Genomic DNA, 19,356 nt, shown 5'->3' with positions numbered 1-19,356 from the left:
CATATTCTATCGAACCTTTTACATCGGGATATTGCGTGAGCTTAGTCGGTGTCGGAGCGCTCCTGGGCATATATTGGCAAGGAAAGGCTGGTTAGAACATGAAACTTTAGCCTCGCCACGCATTGACTTCCTTTAACCACTCTGTCGCCATCATCGGCGCTGGTCCTGCAGGTCTGATGGCCGCCGAAGTATTGAGCCAAGCCGGGCTCAACGTCACCGTTTACGATGCGATGCCCTCGGCCGGGCGCAAGTTTTTGATGGCTGGCAAGGGCGGCATGAATATTACCCATTCTGAATCGTTCGAGAGGTTTTTGTCCCGCTACGGTGCGAGGCGCGCCGAACTGGAACCGTTGCTTAACGAGTTTGCGCCGGACGCTTTGCGAGCCTGGGTACAAGGCTTGGGTATCGAAACCTTTGTCGGCACATCCGGCCGGGTGTTTCCCAACGAAATGAAAGCCGCGCCGTTGTTACGAGCGTGGCTGCACCGCCTGCGTTCCAACGGCGTACAGTTCCGCATGCGCCATCGCTGGCTGGGATGGACGAAAAATGAACTACGCTTCGATACGCCGGACGGCGAGCGGATTGTCCAGGCCGATGCGGTTATTTTAGCTTTGGGCGGCGGCAGTTGGCCGCAACTGGGTTCGACGGGTGTTTGGCAATCAATGCTAGCGCAGCGCGGCATCGCCGTTGAACCGCTAAAGCCGGTCAACTGCGGTTTTGAAATTGCCTGGAGTGACTATTTTCGCGAACGTTTTGCCGGCCAGCCGCTCAAGCCGGTTAGCATCTTATTCACAAATCAGAACGGCGAGACATTCAACCAGCAAGGCGAACTGACGATAGCCGAGTACGGTTTGGAAGGCGGCTTGATTTATGCGCTGTCCGCGCCGCTGCGTGATGAAATAGCCGCCAGCGGTTCGGCGTTGATACAGTTGGATTTACTGCCGGATCGCAGTTTGGCAAACATCATAGATCGTCTGGGCAAGCCGCGCGGCAAGGACAGCTTGGGCAATCATCTGCGCAAACGTTTGGGTATTAGCGGCGCCAAAGCTGCTTTACTGCGCGAAGTCTTGTCTGCCGCCGAAATGGACGATCCGAGCAAACTTGCCAAAACCTTGAAAGCGTTGCCTATCACGCTAACGGCTACCCGGCCTATTGCAGAAGCGATCAGTAGTGCCGGCGGCGTCTGTTTCAATGAACTGGACCAACGCCTGATGCTTCGAAAGTTTCCCGGTGTATTTGTAGCGGGCGAGATGGTGGATTGGGAAGCGCCGACGGGTGGTTATCTGCTCACCGCCTGCTTGGCCACCGGTCGCACGGCAGGCTTAGGAGCCTTAGCTTGGCTACAGCAACAATGAGATGCAGGAGTTTTCGCGGTGGCTGTTGACCGAGTCCGTCCGCTTGAATCGCTCGGCTTTTTGAAAAATAAACGCCTGCTAAATAACCGGATCAAGGATGCCAACCGGCAAATACGAAAGTCAAATGACGGTAGGACAAAATGCCCGCCGAGGTGATCATTAGGCCAGTACAATTCGAAAAAAAGGGGTAGACGGAAGCTACCCCCAAACATCTTGCTTAGCTCGCGACTTTTGCAAATGATTTCATCATGCGGATAGTATTAGCCGACCGCAGTGAGGCGGCTGTGACCAATGCGCTGCCGAATAGCCAGAAAGCGCCCGGTAAAGGTACGCTTCCGCCGCCCCCGCTGCCGTAGTCATAACCGGAAACAGATGCGCTGGTATTCGCGGAAAAATTTCCGGTCCAGCCGTCTTTAAAGACCAAAGCGACAGACAAGACATCGGTTTCCGCAACGGGCGCGGAGCCGTTTGAAATATAACGGTTGATATTTTGGTTAACCGACCCGGAATTCCCGCCATTGTAATAACTCAAATTGAAGCTAATGTTGGAACTTGCCGAAGCGTTGCTCGACGTACCCACGTCTTCCGTCAAACTGTAATTCGCCTCAAAAAGTAAAAGCCCGCTACCTTGCACGGTGAAATTGCCGGACCGTTGGCTGTTGCTACTAGCGGATAAGCTATATGGAAAGGACCCGTCGATTAAAGCATTGGATTTTATTTCGCTAATCGATGTGGAGCTGGAAGCAGACTTGCTATAGCTTGATGTGGATACTCCTTCAGTGGCCATAGTCCCGGCGCTCCAATTTGCCACGCTGTCGTAAGCATTATAGTAGTAACCATAATTGACTTGGCTGTTGTCGCCCTGGTTACTCCAGGTCAAGGTCGGCAGGCCATTCCCGATATCGATAGCTGTAATTTTAAAGGTACTCCAGTCGATGGCCGCGCTCGCGGAAATCGTGGCCGCCCCAGCGGATTGCACGACGCAAAGAGGTAGCACCAGTAAACTAAACAGGTAAGTCTTAATGCAAGGTCGCCGAATCGGCTTAAAAAGGTGTTTCATGGTCGTTTCTCCATTGATTAACGGGAACAGGTTTTTAGCGCATCACCAAACGGCCAAAGGCCATTGTCATGCTTGATAAGACTAGCTAGCAGCATCACGCCGCTTACTTGAAAAGCTAGTCTTTAGCGTCATTTAGCAGCTAAATTAGCCACCGTCAATTGCCATGGAGACAATACGGAATAATCAATGCGCAAAGTCAAAAAAACGTGAAATTTAAAAACCACCTTGGATTAAAACGGCCTTTTTTACCTACCAATAGCGATTCCCAGACACCTGATTTCAGTCCCACCGTCTGCTTTTTTGGCATGAGATACTCACCCGCCAAATGCAACGTTCGCGAGACCGTATCGACCGAAGCGGTCTCGGGATTTAGCGTCTTCCAGGTTTTCTATAATTGCCGGCGTTTGTTATCATCCCAGACTCGACGAATATACCGGCTACCCACTCCATGCAAATCCAAGCCACGCTGCAAAAACTTCTGGATAAACAAGACCTCAGCACCGAGGAAATGTGCGCTGTAATGCGTACCATGATGCAAGGCGAGCTGACCGATGCGCAAATCGCCGGCTTCTTGATTGCGTTGCGCTGCAAGGGCGAAACCATCGAAGAAATTGCCGCGGCGGTTAGTGTGTTACGCGAACTGGTCCGGCCGGTGCCGGTGCATGGCGAACACGTGATAGACACCTGCGGCACCGGCGGCGACGGCGCAAATACCTTTAATATTTCCACCACCGCCGCCTTCGTGGTCGCGGCGGCGGGCGGCAAAGTGGCCAAACACGGCAATCGGTCGGTATCCAGCAGTTGCGGCAGCGCCGATGTGCTGGAAGCCGCCGGCATCAACCTGGATATGCCCGCCGAACAAGTGGCGCAATGCGTAAATGAAATCGGCGTCGGCTTTTTGTTTGCCGCCAAACATCATAGCGCGGTGCGGCATACGGTGGGCCCGCGCAAGGAAATGGGCGTGCGCACCTTGTTCAATCTGATCGGCCCGCTCTCCAACCCGGCGAATGCGCCGCATCAATTGATCGGTGTGTTCGATAAACAATGGCTGGTGCCGGTCGCGGAAGTCCTGAAAAAACTGGGCAGCAAGCATGTGCTGGTAGTCCACGCGCGCGATGGTCTGGATGAAATCAGCATCGCCGCCCCGACCGACGTTGCGGAGTTGATAGACGGTATCGTGCACTGTTACACCGTCACCCCGGAACAGTTCGGCTTGCCACGCGCCAGCCTGGAAACCTTGTCGATTACCTGCGCTGCGGATAGCCTGGCGATCATCCGCGCGGTATTGAATAACCAGACCGGCCCGGCCCGCGACATCGTGGCCTTGAACGCCGGCGCGGCGATTTACGCCGCCGACTTGGCCGATTCCCTGGATGCCGGGATTCGGCGGGCGCATCAGGTGTTGGCGGATGGGAGTGCGTTGGGTAAGTTTGAGGCATTGGTGAACTACTCTTAGCTCCGGCATTGAGGTAGATACACAGTATGATAGCTAAAGACTTTGAACAGCAGTTTGATGACGATGTGGATATTACCGCCGCGTTGGATACATCCAAGGCCAAGCGAATATTGCAAGAGCAGAAACGAGTCAATGTCGACTTTCCGACTTGGATGATTGAATCGCTTGACCGGGAAGCTGGAAAGCTTGGGGTGACCAGACAATCCATCATCAAAGTCTGGCTTGCTGAGAGGCTTGAGAAGGTTTCTTCGAACGAAGTGAGGTAGATCAGTAGCCCAGGATATTCTTTGGGGGTTGTGTCGCTAACGCGACGGTTATTTTAAAGTCGGGTCTCGGCCCGACAGCCGAGGTACTTTCTTTTACTTGGCCAAAAGAAAGTACCCAAAGAAAAGGCCACCCCATGCCGCTTGTATCCTGCGCGCCGAAGGGTTTGAACGGGGTTTTCGGAAGGGCTATCCCTAGCCCTCCGAAAACGAGCGGCATCCCTGCCGCTCCCCTGCGGGCTAATCCGTCCAAACCCTCCGGTGCTCGGCGCGGCATAGGGGATTAACACCCATCGGCTTACCCAAAGTTTTGTATGAATTTGAAAGAATTGATTAATGTTCTATTGAAGGATCGCCGACGTTGTGAGGTGCATCATAACGACCGATGCGCTCCACTTCGTTCCCAACAACCCGCGGCCCTAAAAGAATAATGAACAAAGTATTCATTACCCAGGACATCAAATCCTATTGTGAAGAATACATTGAGTTGGAGTTTGATCCAGATGTTAGAAAATATCTTGGTGGGCTGCCTAGAAAATCTAAAGAGGAAATGCGCATACACATAAACCTTGGAGAGTATGACAGCCAGGGGATATATGCCATTGTAGATGTTTCAACAGGCGCTTTTGTTGGGCGCTGCGGGTACCTTGATGACAATGGCGAAAAAGAAATATATATAGTTATTTCAAAAAAATACTGGGGAAATAGGTTAGCAAAACCCGCTTTGCAAGAGCTATTCAAAATCATAGGCAGAAAAAACATTACCGCCATAATCGATCCAGAAAATATCAAAAGCATAAAGCTGTTTCGCTCGTTAGGCTTCCAAGAAAGTTGTTGCGTAATATCAAATTGTTGGCAACAAAAGCATATAAAATTTAGGCTAGATGATTAATATCTGCCCAATAGCGCTTTGCTATGGGTACTTACCGATTCTCATTCTATTAAGTTGTCATACTCGGATGGTTTCATCCCCTATGCCGCGCCGAGCACCGGAGGGTTTGGACGGATCAGCCCGAAGGGGAGCGGCAGGGATGCCGCTCGTTTTCGGAGGGCTAGGGATAGCCCTTCCGAAAACCCCGTTCAAACCCTTCGGCGCGCAGTTTCAAAGCGGCATCGGGGTGGCTTTTTCTTTGGATACTTTCTTTTGGCCAAACAAAAGAAAGTATCTCGGCTGTCGGGCCGAGACCCGACTTTAAAATAACCGTCGCGTTAGCGACACAAACTAAACAAGAACCATGACCGATACACCAGATATTCTAAAAACCATCCTAACCAAAAAAGCCGAAGAAGTAGCCCGCCGCAAAAGCAACACGCCGCTGTCGCTACTGCAAGAACTAGCCGGCACCGTGCAAGGCCCACGCGGCTTTTATTCGGCGTTGCGCAGCAAGGCCGACCAAAAAAAACCGGCGATCATCGCCGAAATCAAGAAAGCCTCGCCCAGCCAGGGCGTCATTCGCGAGAATTTCAAGCCGGTGGAAATTGCTGTCGATTATGCGTTTAGCGGCGCGACCTGTTTGTCGGTGCTGACCGACAAAGAGTTTTTCCAGGGCTCGGAAGCCAATCTGCAAATGGTGCGGCAAAATTGCCCGCTGCCGGCGATTCGCAAGGACTTCATGATCGATCCGTATCAAATCCACGAATCGCGCGCCTTAGGTGCCGATTGTATTTTGCTGATCGTTGCCGCGTTGGACGATGCGATGCTAAAAGAACTGGCCGACACCGCCACGGGCTTGGGCATGGACGTGTTGACCGAAGTGCATGACGCGGAGGAACTGGAACGAGCGCTAAAGCTGAACACCAATATGATCGGCATCAATAACCGCAACCTACGTACGTTTGATGTATCGTTGCAAACCACGCTGGATTTGAAAAACACCATCCCAGCCGACAAATTGATCGTCACCGAAAGCGGTATTCACACTCCTGCGGATGTGAAATTGATGCAAGGCAACGGCATTTATACCTTCCTGGTCGGCGAAGCGTTTATGCGCGCTGAGTCGCCGGGACAAAAAATGCGCGAGTTGTTTTTTTAGAAAAACGGTAGCTATTCAGCGAACCTGCTGTAGGGTCGAATTTATTCGACCTAGCGCTGCAATACCGGCAAAAGGGCGAATGAATTCGCCCCTACACCGGCGCTTAACCAGATGAAAGCCTATCAGAACGGGGACCCAGGAACATCAAAAGCGTGGGGATCCCCGCTTTCGCGCGGAAAACGGATGTTTCTGAGTACAAAAGCAAGTCTGTAACCTGTTTGAGATTACCCGCCCAATTTAATCTCACCAAAATACCGCGCCAAATCAATCCGAATCGGCATGAAATAGACATTCAGGCCATTATCCGCCGCCGAGGTGATTACGCTGTTGGCAAATTGGACGTTCCAGTCGTAATCCGGCTGGAAACTCTTCGGAAACTTCACCTTATTTTTGACTTCCCAATAATTCATCGAGGCCTTGCTGGTGATAGGGCTGATGCCAATGTAGGTTTCCAGGTCTTGCATATGTTCGGCGTAGATGTCGATCATGCGACTGTCATAGAACGGCTGAGAGAAAAACCCGCCGGCTCCGGCATCGACCTTGCGCTGGATGTAATCGCATTCGTCCTGAACGCCGCTACGGTGCGGGTCGAAGCCGGCATAAATATGCAGGCTTGGGAAACGCTGACGCACAGCCCGAATCAAATCGACCACATCGGTATTGTAAAACGACCGCTTCAGCCCCTCCGGCGGATCGCCGGACACCAACAGAACACTGTCGAGCGCATAGTCTTCGATGATGCGGTAGAGTTCGCCGCTTTCGATTTTGAAATCTATCGCGCGAAAATGCGGAATAAAGCGGTATTTGCTTCGATCGACGCGGGTCGCTAATTCCCAGCTGCGGGTATCGAAGCGCTGGATATCAGGAACATTGATGATGTTGATACCTTTGTCCAGAGTTTGTACAAAGCCGTATTGCTGGTCGAAGGCCTCTAGGCTGCGAGGGACGATTTCAAACGAAATATTCATCGTGTGGCTGGGTAGTTAAAGAATTGACTGGAAACGAGCGCCATGCGCAAAGTATGGATTGTAACGCAGTAAAAACAAATCCCGGCGGACATGACCGACTTCTTTGGTCGAGCTTAAGCGGCTTACCCGTCGATTGCCGCGCGGGGTATTGCCTCTATTATTTTTCGGTTGCGGTGGGGATTTAGCCGCCTTGAACGTCTTACTCAATAGCCTCCCTATATTCATCAGATTTATTTAGCCATTCCCGCCCATCCCGAACTAATGCTCGCCAAACCCCGCCGCCCGATGTTATGGATTGTTTCAGCCCTATCGGCGCTATGGGCCGTAGGCTGCGAATCGCCTGCGCCTCGGGATGCACATGCTTTGGCGTTTCAGGCACCGCAAAACTGGAGCAGCAACGGCCACTTTGCCGAACCGGCCGCGACTGGCTGGTTGGCAGCGTTTAACGATCAGAATTTAACGATCTTGGTGCAGCAAGGGCTGAGAGATAACTTCGATTTAAAAAGTGCCACTGCTCGTGTCGATGCGGCCCGCGAGCAAGCCATTATCGCCGGCTCCGGCCGTTGGCCACAACTGTCGTTAACACCCGGCTATCAACGCGCAAAGACCAATATGGGCGGCGAAAGCAGCGAATACGGCGCGTTTACGGCGCTGTTCAACCTGAGCTGGGAGCTAGATGTCTGGGGCCGGATCAAGGCCGGACAACAAGCGGCTGAAACCGAAGCCGAGGCGACTGGCGACGATTATCGCGCCGCGCAATTATCGCTGGCGGCACGGATTGCCCAAGCCTATTTCGAATTCAGTGAAGCCCAATTGCAAGCGACGGTGGCGGCACAGTCGGTCAAAGACCGCGGCACCATTGTCGATCTGGTGCGCGGCCGTTTCAACAGGGGGTTGACCCGCGGCCTGGATTTGCGCTTGGTGCTGACCGATCTGGCGAATGCCGAAGCGCAGCTGGCGCAAGCCCGTAATGATGTGCAATTGTTGGGCAAGCGCCTGCAAACCTTGCTGGGCCGGTATCCGGGGAACGATCCAATCAGGCAAGAATTCGACGCTACATTTCGATTACCGCAGCCGCCGGAAACCTTGAGCGCCGGTTTGCCGGCCGAGCTGTTGGAACGCCGCCCGGACGTCATCGCCGCGTTCAAACGCTTGCGGGCCGCTGATTCCCGATTGGAAAGCGCCGAAAAAGCCTTGCTGCCGCGCGTGACGCTGACCGGTGCCGGCGGCGCCAGCAGCGCGGCCTTGACCGAGATCATCGACCCGCGCGCGGCGGCCTGGAATTTGGCCGCCGGCCTGGCGCAGCCGCTGTTTACCGGCGGCCGGCTGCAAGGCGAGATTCGTTATAACGAGGCTAAAGTCCAGGAAGCCTTTAACCAATACCAAAGCGTGGCCTTGAACGCCTTTCGCGAGGTAGAGCAAGCACTGGCCGCCGAGGCCTGGCTGCGCACCCAGGAACAAGCCTTACGCGAAGCCGTCGAGCAAACCGAAGCCAGCCGTAAGCTGGCGGTGTATTCCTACCGGCAGGGATTGATCGAAATCCTCACCTTGCTCGACAGCTACCGCAGCACCCTCAACGCCCAAAGCGCGCATTTGGCCGTGCAACGGCAATTATTGAACAATCGTATCAATCTCTATCTGGCATTAGGCGGTGGCGTTTGAATCCGCAAGTACTCAATTTAAAAATTCTGTTACCGATCCTGGTCTTGCTGGCGGCGGCCGGCGCGGCTTGGGCGATTATCGCCGCCAAGCCGCAAACCGTTCAGCAGAGCGCCGAACCGACTGCTCCCAAGGTCAACGTGGTCCGCGCCGAACCGCAAAGCCTGCGGCTGAACGTGATGTCGCAAGGCGTGGTGGCGCCGCGCGAGACTATCGATTTGGTGACCGAAGTCGGCGGCAAGCTGGTGCAAGTCCATCCGGCCCTGGTTGCCGGCGGTTTCTTCGCCGCCAACGAATTGCTGCTGACCATAGACCCGCGCGATTACGATTACGCCATCGTCACCGCCGAAGCCCAGCTGGCCGAGGCCCAGCGGGTCTTGATCAACGAACAGGCCCAAGTCGAGCAAGCGCATAGCGAATGGCAAGCGTTGGGCGAAGGCGAGCCGACTGCGTTGGCGCTGCGCAAGCCGCAATTGGCCGAGGCGCAAGCCAAGCTCAAAGCCGCCGAGGCCGATCTGGCCAAGGCCAAACTCAATCGCAGCCGCTGCGAATTGCGGGCGCCGTTTGCCGGCCGGGTACTGAGCAAGCAAGCCGGATTGGGGCAATATATTCAGTCCGGCGCAGCCGTGGCGCGAATTTACGCCAGCGATGTCGCCGAAATACGCCTGCCGATCGGCACCGAGCAACTGGCCTTCTTGGAACTGCCTTTGGGACAAAACGGCAAGGTCGGTCGCTGGCCGGCGGTGACCTTGCGCGCGGATCTGGCCGGCAAACCGCAAACCTGGCAAGGCCGCATCGTCCGCAGCGAAGCGGCGCTGGACGACAACAGCGGTCAGCTCTATCTGGTTGCGCAAGTCGCCGAGCCGTTCCGGGAAACCTCGGATAGCCCGCCCTTGCTGAGCGGCTTGTTCGTACAAGCCGAGATTGAAGGGGTGCGCCGCGACGGTCTGTTTGCGCTGCCGCGCACCGCATTGAACGGTTTGCAACAAGCCAAGCTGGTCGACGCTGAGCAACGTTTGGAAATTCGCCAGCTGCAAGTGCTGCGCCACGAAGCCCAGCGCGTCGTCGTCAAGGCCGGTTTAAATGCCGGCGAACGGGTAGTGGTGTCGGAAATGCCGGTGCCGGTGGCGGGAATGAAAGTCAACGCAGTCGAAGCGCAGCCTGAAGCCGCCCAATGACGTCAGCCAACCAGCGTTTAGGCCTATTGGCCTGGTTTGCCGGCAACCCGGTCGCCGCCAATCTGTTGATGCTATTGATCCTGACCGGCGGTGTGCTGGGCATCCTCGGCGTCGATAAGGAAGTATTTCCGCGTTTCAGCCCGCATAAAATTCAGATCGAAGCGGTTTTTCCGGGCGCCGGACCGGCGGAAGTCGAGGAATCGGTGTGCGTACCCATCGAGGAAGCCATCCACGATGTGCCTGGCGTCAAACATCTGCACGGCGAAATCAGAGGCGGTAGCTGCGAGATCGATGTGGAGGTGCTGCCGGACCACGACCGCAACCAGATGATGGCGACGCTGCAAAGCCGGGTGCAAGCCATTCCGCGCCTGCCGAAACAATTGGAAAAAATCCAGGTGTTGCCGGCCGACCGCGAGGACGACGACGGCGTGATCTGGCTGGCTTTACACGGCGCCACCGATGCTGCCACCTTGCAGCGTTACGGCGACCGGATCCAGGAACAACTCGCGGCGATACCCGGCGTCAGTAAAGCCCGCAATTACGGCGAGCTGGCCTACGAAATCGACATCGAAGTCTCGCCGCAACAATTGCGCAAATACCAACTGACGTTGGACGAAATGGCTCAAGCGGTGCGCAGGGCCTCGGTAGATCTGCCGGGCGGCCTGATCAAAAATCCGGACGGCGAGCTATTGCTGCGGGTCAGCGGCCGGGCCCGCGATGCCGACGCGGTCGGCGCCTTAATCGTCAAGACCTTGCCGGACGGCAATCGAGTGCGCTTGGATCAAATCGCCACCATTAAAGATGGTCTGGAAGAACGCTTGTGGACCTGGCATCACAACGGCCAGACCGCGCAGGGTTGGGAGATTCACACCGAGCAAGACAGCGTCGCGGTCGCGCGGCGCGTCAAGGCGTATGTCGAAGAGATGCGCACACAATTGCCGGAAGGCCTGCGCCTGATTACCTGGTGGGACGATTCGCAAGCTTACGACGAGCGCATCGGCACCTTGCTGGAAGACGGTTTGAGCGGTTTCGTGCTGGTCTGTCTGGTGCTGACCTTGTTCTTACGGTTACGAGTAGCGTTGTGGGCCGGCGTCGGCATTTTTACCTCGGTGCTAGGTGCGTTCTGGCTGATGCCGGCCCTGGATATTTCCCTGAACATGCTGTCCTTGTTCGGCTTTCTGTTGGCGATGGGGATTTTGGTGGACGATGCCATCATCATCGGCGAAAGCGTGCATAGCAGGCAGATTGAAGGCAAGGAGTCGCCATTACAGGCCACGATACAGGGCGTGCGGGAAGTGGCACTGCCGGTCAGTCTGTCGGTGTTGATCGTCTTGGTGGCGTTTTTGCCCGGTCTATTTTTGCCCGGCTGGGCCGGACAGATGATGCGGCCGATTTGCCTGGTGATGATCTTGACGCTGGTATTCTCGCTGGTCGAAGCCTTGCTGATTCTACCGTCGCATCTGGTCGGCGACACCGACTCAAAAGCAAACCCGAGCCGCTTACAACGCTTGCGCGAGCGCATGAATCGGGGCTTGGATCGTTTCGTCGTGCGCGTTTATAAGCCTTTACTGGAAACCGCGCTGGCCTGGCGCTATTTGACCGTCGCGATCTTCATCGCGCTGCTGACTATCTGTGCGGCGTTGGTGCTCAGCGACCGGGTGCGGCAATCGGTCAATCCCGATGTCACCAAGGACAGCTTTTGGGTATCGATGAAGCTTCCACAGAGTGCGCCGTACAGCGAGACTCAGGCATTGGCGACCCAGGTGGAAAAAGCCTTGTTTGCCTTGCGCGACGAGCTGGACGGTGTCGCGCAAACCGGTCAACCCGCCGCCGATAGCGTTGCCGCCGCCCATGCCAACGACGATAGCGTCATCGTCGGCGTGGAAACCGCGATCTGGGACCATGGCGCCGGCATCTGGCTGGAGTTCTCGGCGGAAGGCCGCAAGCGCTTGAAAGTGGAGCAGTTCATCCGCGACTGGCGGCAACGGATCGGCGACATCGGCCGCGGCAAGGTCGATTTTATTTATAAGGAAGGCGACGTACCTTACGACATCGAGTTGAATCTAGGCGCCGGCGACCCAAGCCTGCTGCAACCCGCCGCCGAGCAACTTAAAAAGATACTGGAAGCCTTTCCCGGCGTTTACGATGTGATCGACTCGTCCGAACCGGGCAAACCGGAAGTGCGGCTGGCGCTGAAGCCGGAAGCCGAACGCCTGGGCTTGCGCCTGGAACAAATGGCCGAGCAAGTCCGCCAGGGTTATTACGGCGAGGAAGTGCACCGCTTCCTGCGCGGTCGCCGGGAAGTAAAAGTGATGGTGCGCTATCCCTTGGAACAGCGGCAATCGCTGGATACACTGAAGGCGCAACCGGTACGCCTACCGAACGGCAGCAGCGTGCCGCTAAACGATCTGGCCGAGATCAAATTGGTGCAAGGCTATTCCCGGTTGAACCGCGAAGACCGGCATCGGGTGTTGAAGGTACAAGCCCGCGTCGATCCGACCAAGGCCGATGTCAACGGTATTTACGCCGCGCTGGAAAACGGCGCCTTGCCGCTTCTGGAGCAGGCGTTTCCCGGCTTGAATGTGCAAATCGGCCAACAGCGCCAGGAACAGGAAGCGATGCTGGCGGCCTTCGGCAAAAACACCTTGATCGCACTGTTGGTGATCTATGCTTTGATCGCGGTGCCGTTTAAATCTTACAGCAAACCGCTGATCTTTCTGTTGGCAGCGCCGGTGGCCTGGAGCGGCGCAGTGCTGGCGCATTGGGCGGCCGGATTGCCCTTGTCGATGGAGTCCTTGGTGGGCATGATCGCCGCCAGCGGCGTGGTGGTGAACGACAGCCTGGTGCTGCTGGATTATATTCGTCAACACGGCGACGAGGATACCTCGGTGGAACACCTGATCAGCGCCGCCTGTGTTGCGCGGTTTCGCCCGATTTTGCTGGCCTTTCTGACTAACTTTGCCGGTTTTTTGCCGACGCTACTCGAGACCAGCCAGCAAGCGCAATTCCTGATTCCGATGACCTTGTCGCTGTCGGCCGGCCTGCTGATCGGCATGGCCGCCAGCTTGATTTTGACGCCGGTATGTTATGCGATTTTGGGGGCCAGGCGACAAGCAGCATCGATGTGAAAACCAAAGCTGTAAGTTTGGCTAGATGCCTTGGTGGAAGTGGGATTTTCGCAGGTACCGATGTTGCCACCGCTGCCTGAATTATTAACCCGGCCCTTAAATACCGTTCGCCTTTATGCCCTTGAGGGTATTGAGATTCTATGGTTTTCGTCAAGCTGCATTGTTGAGGCAAGCAATTTTCTGAGCGTCAAATCGGGCATCGGCTTGTTGCCAAAGCGAGAATGCGATGCGTAATAATTTTCTGGCGATAATCACTAGCGCCTGAGTTGCCGAGAACTCTCTGGCTCTTAACTCTTGGTAATAGGGTTTCCACACAGCCGTTTTGGCGGCTGCCTGGGCGCAGTTGTATAACAGCCGTCTCAGTTCACCCGGTCCCCGTTTGGATACGCGTCGGCGGCCCCGCTTTTGGCCTGAGTCACAGGCTCGGGGATCCAGCCCGACAAAGGCTACTACGGCATCGCTGCGGCTTAACGGGACCCGATCAAACAAGACAGCCAGCTGTGTTGAGGTTTGCCGGCCAATACCCGGTATGCTCTCAAGACGTCGGGCCTCGGCTTTCAGTGCAGGCTGCAAAGTTAATAAGTCATCCAGTTGCTGATCGATATGCTTGAGCAATCCGTCCAAGGCGGCCACGGTATCAATGAGTGGCGCTTCAAGTTCCTTCACGCTTCGCAAGGCTTTTTGCAGGGCTTGACGATGCTTGACGACCGTCGCACGGCGCCGTTGCAGTAAAGCCACTTGGTGCTGCATCGCCGAAGCAGGTTGATAGGGACGTAAATGACCCCGTTCAGCGGTGATAAATCGCCGGATCATTTGGGCGTCCACTCGATCCGTCTTGCCCCGTCTGCCCAAACCCAGGGCATAATGGCGCATATCCCGTGGGTTCAGCACATAGACGACCATGCCCATCAATACCGCTTGCTCTGCCATGAGTTGATGATAATCGCTGGTGGCTTCCAGGCCAATATAACTCCCGGTCGGTAACGTCTTCAGCCAGGCATTGATGGCCTCTGCCGTATTGGCAAGCGTCAACAAACCCTGCTCTGAATCTATCACCAGTTCATCTTTTGCTACATCGATACCGATCAACATTTCGCTTGTCATACGTCCTCCACCTGTTGAAAAATAAGAGAGTCGGGGTGGTGCGTCTGCCGAGTAAGCTTGTGCACAAATCGGCGGCCTAACCGCTAGATTCTTCATCGACTCTGGAAGACGCGATGGGATGATTTCTCAGTGAGGTCTGTCTTAGCAGATGCTTGTCGATGTCCCTCCATCCCGACAACCAAAGTCTCCCCGATTCTCTTAACCTTTACCATACAAGCCTGTCGATGTGCGCACCCGCCTGGGCTCCGACGAGCTCAGCCCGAACGGAATAGCAGTGATAAATTCAGGTCCGGGTTAATAGCGGCTGATTCGCGTTGTAAGGAAATCCAATCACGCCGGTGCTATGCTGAAGGTACGGTGGCAGCGACGGGGCTTTTCAACTACTACCATCATAGCTTTGGGGAGGTCTGAAAAAATTGTCATCGTTGTGTATGCGCGGATCTAGTAATGTGATTGCAAAGGGCTCGCGCTTTCTGGGGAGCGGCGATTGGGTATTGTTATAAATTACCTTGGGGAAAGGTCGGCGCCGCTCAGTTTTTCCGTTCTTTTTTAAATTAGCCACTCTGTTCTCAGAATTTTTGGGCACGTTGTTCTTTACTTTGTCGTCAGTATTACTAGCCTGTGCCTGCCAATTTTGAGAATGGGTACAGTGATCTTTTCATGCACGGGAGTCCACCATGAACAAACAGACATTCATCGCATCCGCTGTCATCACTACTTTAGTGGGTTGCGCCACACCACCGATTGAACAGAAAGCAACAATCGAAAATGATTTGAGTACCGAATTACCCGCCTCAGCCGCCGGCATATCTGCAGAGCCTTTGTACTTTTCTTCGCAACAAGAAGCCGAAGGCGCTTTGATCGGTTATAACTACGGGCTGACCCTGCTTGCCGATGGCCGAGTTCAAGCATTCGTCTCCGGTTTAAATGGGTCGGGCATGGAAAACCCATTCGACGTGGTTAGGGCAAAAGCGCAAAGTTCGTCAGCCAAAATTACCGACTTGGCCGAGGCGGAAACTGAAATGGCATTTCCGCAAATTACGCTAGCCGAGAAAAAGAACGGCCAGGCAGCTATCGACGCATTGGGCGATAAGCTGGGGGATGTGGCTAAAGCCTACGACATGTCCAGCGAGCGCCTGGAAGATATATTGCGCACCGATGCGTCGGCCTGGATCGATGAAAGCGGCCGCCTGCTCTATATCGACGAACATACCAATGTTACTCAGGGGCAAGGCGAACAAGAAACCGCCACGGTAACCAGCACGGGTAGCAGCGTGGCAAGCGCGGCAACGGCCGACCCGTTCGCCCTGCACAGCAAGCCAGGTTCGAATCGCGTTATCTATTTGGATTTCAACGGCCATGTAGCAACGAATACGGCGTGGAGTACGACTGCGCTTAATGCCCAAGCCTACGATATCGACAGCAACCCAAGCGCTTTCAGCAGCGCGGAATTAAATAACATTCGCGAGATCTGGCAGCGGGTAGCGGAAGACTACGCGCCGTTCGATGTTGACGTTACCACGCAGGAACCCGTTTTGGATGCTCTGAGACGCACCAGCACCAGCGATGTGCAGTACGGCACTCGAGTAGTCGTTACCCGTTCCATGCCGCAACTTTGCAACCAAACTTGCGGCGGTGTGGCTTACGTTAATGTGTTTTCATATTATTCAGCCGCCTACCCGGAACGCTATCGGCCCGCCTGGGTATTCTTCGACAAACTGGGCAACGGTTATCCCAAATACGTTGCCGAAGCCGTATCGCACGAAGTCGGGCATAACTTGAACCTCAATCATGATGGCAATGCCTCCACCGGCTATTATGCCGGCCACGGTAGCGGTGCAACCGGCTGGGCGCCAGTCATGGGGGTGGGTTATTACAAACCTGTCGCACAATGGAGTAAAGGCGAGTATCCGGGCGCTAACAATCTACAAGATGATCTTGCGGTGATAAATGCTGCGGGTGCTCCAGTACGACCCGATGACTTCCCCGATACAACAGCCAGTGCGGCACCATTGGCAGGCGACGCCGGCACTGTTTTGCAAAATGGCATCATCGAACGCACGACGGACGCCGATATTTTCGTGTTTTCAACCGGCGGGGGAAGCGCGCAGTTCAATGTCACCCCCGATGCAGTAGCGCCCAATTTGGATGTGTTATTAAAGTTAATTGACGCGCAAGGCAATACCGTGGCCCAAGCCAATCCGGTGGACAGCTTGGCGGCATCCTTAAGCGTTTCGCTCAACGCCGGAAAATATTTCCTGAAAATCGAAGGGGTCGGTAAAGGCGACTTAACTACTGGCTACTCTGACTACGGCAGCCTCGGTCAATATCAAATTACCGGCAATTACCCCATTTTGGCTGCGGTGCCACCCGCAGCAGTCATCACGGCTCTGCCAACTGTCGGCGACGCACCACTCAATGTGACGCTGAATGGTTCCGGCTCCAGTGCTAGAAACGGCTCAATCTCGTCATACGCATGGAATTTCGGCGACGGTTCCGCGGCAACTAGCGGCGCATCGGTCAGTCACATCTACAACACCCCTGGTGCCTATACCGCAACACTGACCGTTACGGATAGCAGCGGTTTGAAAACCAGTACTTCGCAAAGTATTCAGGCGGCACAAAGTGTCGTGGCAATGAATATGAAAGTTGCCGGTACCGTGATGACTCGAAAATTGTTAAGCGGAGGTAAATCGCAATGCGTTGCTAACATTACCGTTAAATCCGGAACAGCATCAGTTATCGGTGCCAGCATCTATGGCACTTGGAGCGGTTCGGTGGCCTCGGGTACGACAAAAACCAATGTGACCGGAGCGAGCTATTCCATTAGCGGCACAAAAGGCTCGGCTGCCCTGAGCAGTGCGCCGCTGCCCAAAAATAGCAAGGGTACCTGCGCGTTTACCGTCACCAAGGTCGTCAAGAATGGCTACTTGTACGATGGCAGTGGTGCCATTTCACGCAGTTTGTCCTGGTAAATTAATGCTCGGGGGCGGCTGATTCTTGGCCGTCCCCGGCTTATTTCGGAGTTATCCCGGTTGACGATAATTGATTCGAATCGGGATAGCCTTACAAACATTTCCACGTCTGCTTGCATTCCCTGGCTGCTTATCCCTCCTCTCCCAAAAGATTCTGTTGCCTGGTTCAACAACAAGCCTTCAAATCGCCGGCTCTGCGTAGCCACGTAAACTGCAAAAGACGCGCAAGCCCCTCCCGCGCTAAAATTCCCCTATTGTGCGGCGTCGCACTCAGCCAACTTTTTACCATCATGCTCAATTTCAAAAACATCGCCATCCGTCGCGGCAACCGTTTGCTGTTTAGCGAGGCCTCTTTCACGATACATAAAGGCCAAAAAATCGGTCTGACCGGGGCCAATGGCGCTGGCAAATCCAGCCTGTTCGCGTTACTTCGCGGCGAATTAAATGCCGACGAAGGTGATTTTTCCATGCCGCCGAATCTGGAAATCGCTCATGTTGCTCAGGAAACGCCTGCTTTGGAATGTTCAGCCATCGACTATGTGCTGGACGGCGACAGAGAGCTGCGTGCGTTGCAGGCAAAGTTACATAAGGCCGAGCAAGCGCATGACGGCATCAAATTGGCGGAGCTACATGCGGCCTTGGATCATGTCGGCGGTTACACGGCCCAGGCTCGGGCGTCACGTTTGTTAAACGGCCTGGGTTTCAGCACTGAGCAGGAAAGCCGGCCGGTCAGCTCTTTTTCCGGCGGTTGGCGCATGCGGTTGAATTTGGCGCAAGCGCTGATGTGCCGCTCGGATCTATTACTGCTGGACGAACCCACCAACCATCTGGATTTGGATGCGGTGATTTATTTGCAGGATTGGCTCAGCAAATATCCCGGCACTTTGTTATTGATTTCCCATGACCGCGATTTTCTGGATACCATCACCGACCATATCGTCCACATCGAGCAGAACCGCGCCGAAATATACACGGGCAATTATTCCGCCTTCGAACGCATGCGCGCCGAAAAACTGGCCCAACAACAAACCGCCTACGAAAAACAGCAGCGTGAGATTGCCCATATCCAAAGCTTTGTTGATCGTTTCAAAGCGCAAGCCACCAAAGCCAGACAGGCGCAAAGCCGTATCAAAGCCTTGGAGCGGATGGAGCTGATCGCGCAGGCCCATGTCGATTCGCCGTTTGGTTTCAGTTTTCCGCCGCCGAAAAAAATGCCCAATCCGCTGCTAAAAATCGAAGAAGCCGACATCGGCTACGGCGATAAAGTGGTGATTAAAAACGCCAGCCTGTCGATCGCGCCGGGCGACCGTATCGGCCTGCTCGGGCCCAATGGCGCCGGCAAGTCCAGCTTGATCAAAGTACTTTCCGGGCAAATGCCGGCATTGACTGGTAAGCTACAGACCGCTCAGGATTTGAATATCGGCTATTTCGCCCAGCATCAACTGGAATTGCTCAATTTGGAAGAAAGCCCGCTTTGGCATCTGCAAAAGTTGGATAAGCAAGCTACTGAAAAGGATTTGCGCAATTTTCTGGGCGGCTTTGATTTTCGCGGCGACAAGGTCAACGATCCGGTCGGACCGTTTTCCGGTGGCGAAAAAGCCCGCTTGGTGCTGGCCATGTTGGTTTATCAAAATCCCAATTTGTTGCTGTTGGACGAGCCGACCAACCATTTGGATTTGGAAATGCGCCACGCTCTGAGTGTGGCCTTGCAGGAATATCAAGGTGCTCTGGTCGTGGTGTCGCATGACAGGCATTTACTGCGCTCGGTGACCGACCAACTGTTGTTGGTGGCCGGCGGCAAGATGCAGCCATTCGACGGTGATTTGGACGATTACAAGCAATGGCTTGCCGAGCAGAAAAAAGCGGGCGACGAACCGGTCGCGAACGACAATGCCGGCGGGGTGTCGCGCAAGGATCAGCGTAAACTCGATGCGGAGCGGCGGCAGCGCTTAAAACCGTTGTTAGACGCGGTGAAAAAAGCCGAAACGGCGGTAGAAAAGTTTCATCAGCAACAGCGCGATCTTGAAGAACAATTGGCCGATCCGGCTATTTATGCCGAGGAATACAAGGAACAATTAAAGCAGTTACTGAGTCGGAAAGGCCAAATCGATAGCGCGCTGGAACAGGCAGAAATGGATTGGCTGGCAGCGGAGGAAAACCTACAACAAGCGGAGTGA

The 19,356-nt window shown here is 54.7% G+C and carries 13 protein-coding genes; 10 read left to right on the top strand and 3 right to left on the bottom strand.

Annotated elements, in window-relative coordinates; genetic code table 11:
• The first annotated feature begins 122 nt into the window (after positions 1-122).
• A complete protein-coding gene (locus METH11B_RS0115840) occupies positions 123-1,355 on the top strand; it encodes a TIGR03862 family flavoprotein (RefSeq protein ID WP_081733823.1) in 1,233 nt (410 codons plus the stop codon).
• Between the two features lie 217 nt (positions 1,356-1,572).
• On the opposite strand, the gene METH11B_RS0115835 is transcribed toward METH11B_RS0115840, so the two are convergent.
• On the bottom strand, positions 1,573-2,415 hold the full coding sequence (locus METH11B_RS0115835; protein ID WP_026602855.1) for a hypothetical protein: 843 nt from the start codon (positions 2,413-2,415) through the stop codon (positions 1,573-1,575).
• A 448-nt stretch (positions 2,416-2,863) separates the two neighbouring features.
• Here METH11B_RS0115835 and trpD point away from each other — a divergent pair, with 448 nt between their 5' ends.
• From trpD to trpC, 4 genes are all read left to right on the top strand, one after another.
• Positions 2,864-3,871, top strand: coding sequence for an anthranilate phosphoribosyltransferase (gene trpD / locus METH11B_RS0115830; RefSeq protein ID WP_026602854.1), 1,008 nt, complete (start codon positions 2,864-2,866; stop codon positions 3,869-3,871).
• A gap of 26 nt (positions 3,872-3,897) precedes the next feature.
• Positions 3,898-4,137 (top strand): type II toxin-antitoxin system BrnA family antitoxin, encoded by a 240-nt coding sequence (brnA, locus tag METH11B_RS0115825; RefSeq protein ID WP_026602853.1) that lies wholly within the window; start codon positions 3,898-3,900, stop codon positions 4,135-4,137.
• A gap of 427 nt (positions 4,138-4,564) precedes the next feature.
• Complete coding sequence (locus METH11B_RS0115815) at positions 4,565-5,026, top strand: GNAT family N-acetyltransferase (protein WP_026602851.1); 462 nt, start codon at positions 4,565-4,567, stop codon at positions 5,024-5,026.
• A gap of 343 nt (positions 5,027-5,369) precedes the next feature.
• Complete coding sequence (gene trpC, locus METH11B_RS0115805; RefSeq protein ID WP_026602850.1) at positions 5,370-6,167, top strand: indole-3-glycerol phosphate synthase TrpC; 798 nt, start codon at positions 5,370-5,372, stop codon at positions 6,165-6,167.
• Between the two features lie 224 nt (positions 6,168-6,391).
• Here trpC and METH11B_RS0115800 read toward each other — a convergent pair whose 3' ends face one another.
• Positions 6,392-7,135 (bottom strand): methylenetetrahydrofolate reductase, encoded by a 744-nt coding sequence (locus METH11B_RS0115800; protein WP_026602849.1) that lies wholly within the window; start codon positions 7,133-7,135, stop codon positions 6,392-6,394.
• 261 nt (positions 7,136-7,396) lie between these two features.
• Between METH11B_RS0115800 and METH11B_RS0115795 the strand changes: the two genes are divergently transcribed.
• The 3 genes from METH11B_RS0115795 to METH11B_RS0115785 are packed head-to-tail and all read left to right on the top strand — an operon-like array spanning position 7,397 to position 13,100.
• Positions 7,397-8,797, top strand: a complete 1,401-nt coding sequence (locus tag METH11B_RS0115795) for an efflux transporter outer membrane subunit (RefSeq protein ID WP_026602848.1) — start codon at positions 7,397-7,399, stop codon at positions 8,795-8,797.
• Positions 8,794-9,972, top strand: a complete 1,179-nt coding sequence (locus tag METH11B_RS0115790) for an efflux RND transporter periplasmic adaptor subunit (RefSeq protein WP_026602847.1) — start codon at positions 8,794-8,796, stop codon at positions 9,970-9,972. Before METH11B_RS0115795 ends, METH11B_RS0115790 begins: the two co-directional genes overlap by 4 nt.
• The gene (locus tag METH11B_RS0115785) at positions 9,969-13,100 is read left to right on the top strand and encodes an efflux RND transporter permease subunit (protein WP_026602846.1); all 3,132 of its coding nucleotides are present in this window, start codon (positions 9,969-9,971) and stop codon (positions 13,098-13,100) included. Before METH11B_RS0115790 ends, METH11B_RS0115785 begins: the two co-directional genes overlap by 4 nt.
• A gap of 150 nt (positions 13,101-13,250) precedes the next feature.
• Here the strand turns inward: METH11B_RS0115785 and METH11B_RS0115780 are convergent, their stop codons facing one another.
• A complete protein-coding gene (locus tag METH11B_RS0115780) occupies positions 13,251-14,204 on the bottom strand; it encodes an IS110 family transposase (protein ID WP_026602845.1) in 954 nt (317 codons plus the stop codon).
• 677 nt (positions 14,205-14,881) lie between these two features.
• Here METH11B_RS0115780 and METH11B_RS0115775 point away from each other — a divergent pair.
• Positions 14,882-17,179 (top strand): PKD domain-containing protein, encoded by a 2,298-nt coding sequence (locus METH11B_RS0115775; protein WP_026602844.1) that lies wholly within the window; start codon positions 14,882-14,884, stop codon positions 17,177-17,179.
• Positions 17,180-17,469: 290 nt separating this feature from the next.
• Positions 17,470-19,356: an ATP-binding cassette domain-containing protein gene (locus METH11B_RS0115770; protein WP_026602843.1), complete on the top strand. Its 1,887-nt coding sequence runs from the start codon at positions 17,470-17,472 to the stop codon at positions 19,354-19,356.

This window comes from Methylomonas sp. 11b, assembly GCF_000515215.1.
In the GTDB taxonomy this organism is placed as follows: domain Bacteria; phylum Pseudomonadota; class Gammaproteobacteria; order Methylococcales; family Methylomonadaceae; genus Methylomonas.
Note: the sequence above shows the minus strand (reverse complement) of the source record. Positions and strands in the feature narration are given on the sequence as shown.

Coding starts and splice junctions, on each gene's coding strand:
- trpC (WP_026602850.1), top strand. CDS start 5,370: ATGACCGATACACCAGATATTCTAAAAACCATCCTAACCAAAAAAGCC.
- trpD (WP_026602854.1), top strand. CDS start 2,864: ATGCAAATCCAAGCCACGCTGCAAAAACTTCTGGATAAACAAGACCTC.
- METH11B_RS0115775 (WP_026602844.1), top strand. CDS start 14,882: ATGAACAAACAGACATTCATCGCATCCGCTGTCATCACTACTTTAGTG.
- brnA (WP_026602853.1), top strand. CDS start 3,898: ATGATAGCTAAAGACTTTGAACAGCAGTTTGATGACGATGTGGATATT.
- METH11B_RS0115800 (WP_026602849.1), bottom strand. CDS start 7,135: ATGAATATTTCGTTTGAAATCGTCCCTCGCAGCCTAGAGGCCTTCGAC.
- METH11B_RS0115770 (WP_026602843.1), top strand. CDS start 17,470: ATGCTCAATTTCAAAAACATCGCCATCCGTCGCGGCAACCGTTTGCTG.
- METH11B_RS0115815 (WP_026602851.1), top strand. CDS start 4,565: ATGAACAAAGTATTCATTACCCAGGACATCAAATCCTATTGTGAAGAA.
- METH11B_RS0115780 (WP_026602845.1), bottom strand. CDS start 14,204: ATGACAAGCGAAATGTTGATCGGTATCGATGTAGCAAAAGATGAACTG.
- METH11B_RS0115835 (WP_026602855.1), bottom strand. CDS start 2,415: ATGAAACACCTTTTTAAGCCGATTCGGCGACCTTGCATTAAGACTTAC.
- METH11B_RS0115795 (WP_026602848.1), top strand. CDS start 7,397: ATGCTCGCCAAACCCCGCCGCCCGATGTTATGGATTGTTTCAGCCCTA.
- METH11B_RS0115785 (WP_026602846.1), top strand. CDS start 9,969: ATGACGTCAGCCAACCAGCGTTTAGGCCTATTGGCCTGGTTTGCCGGC.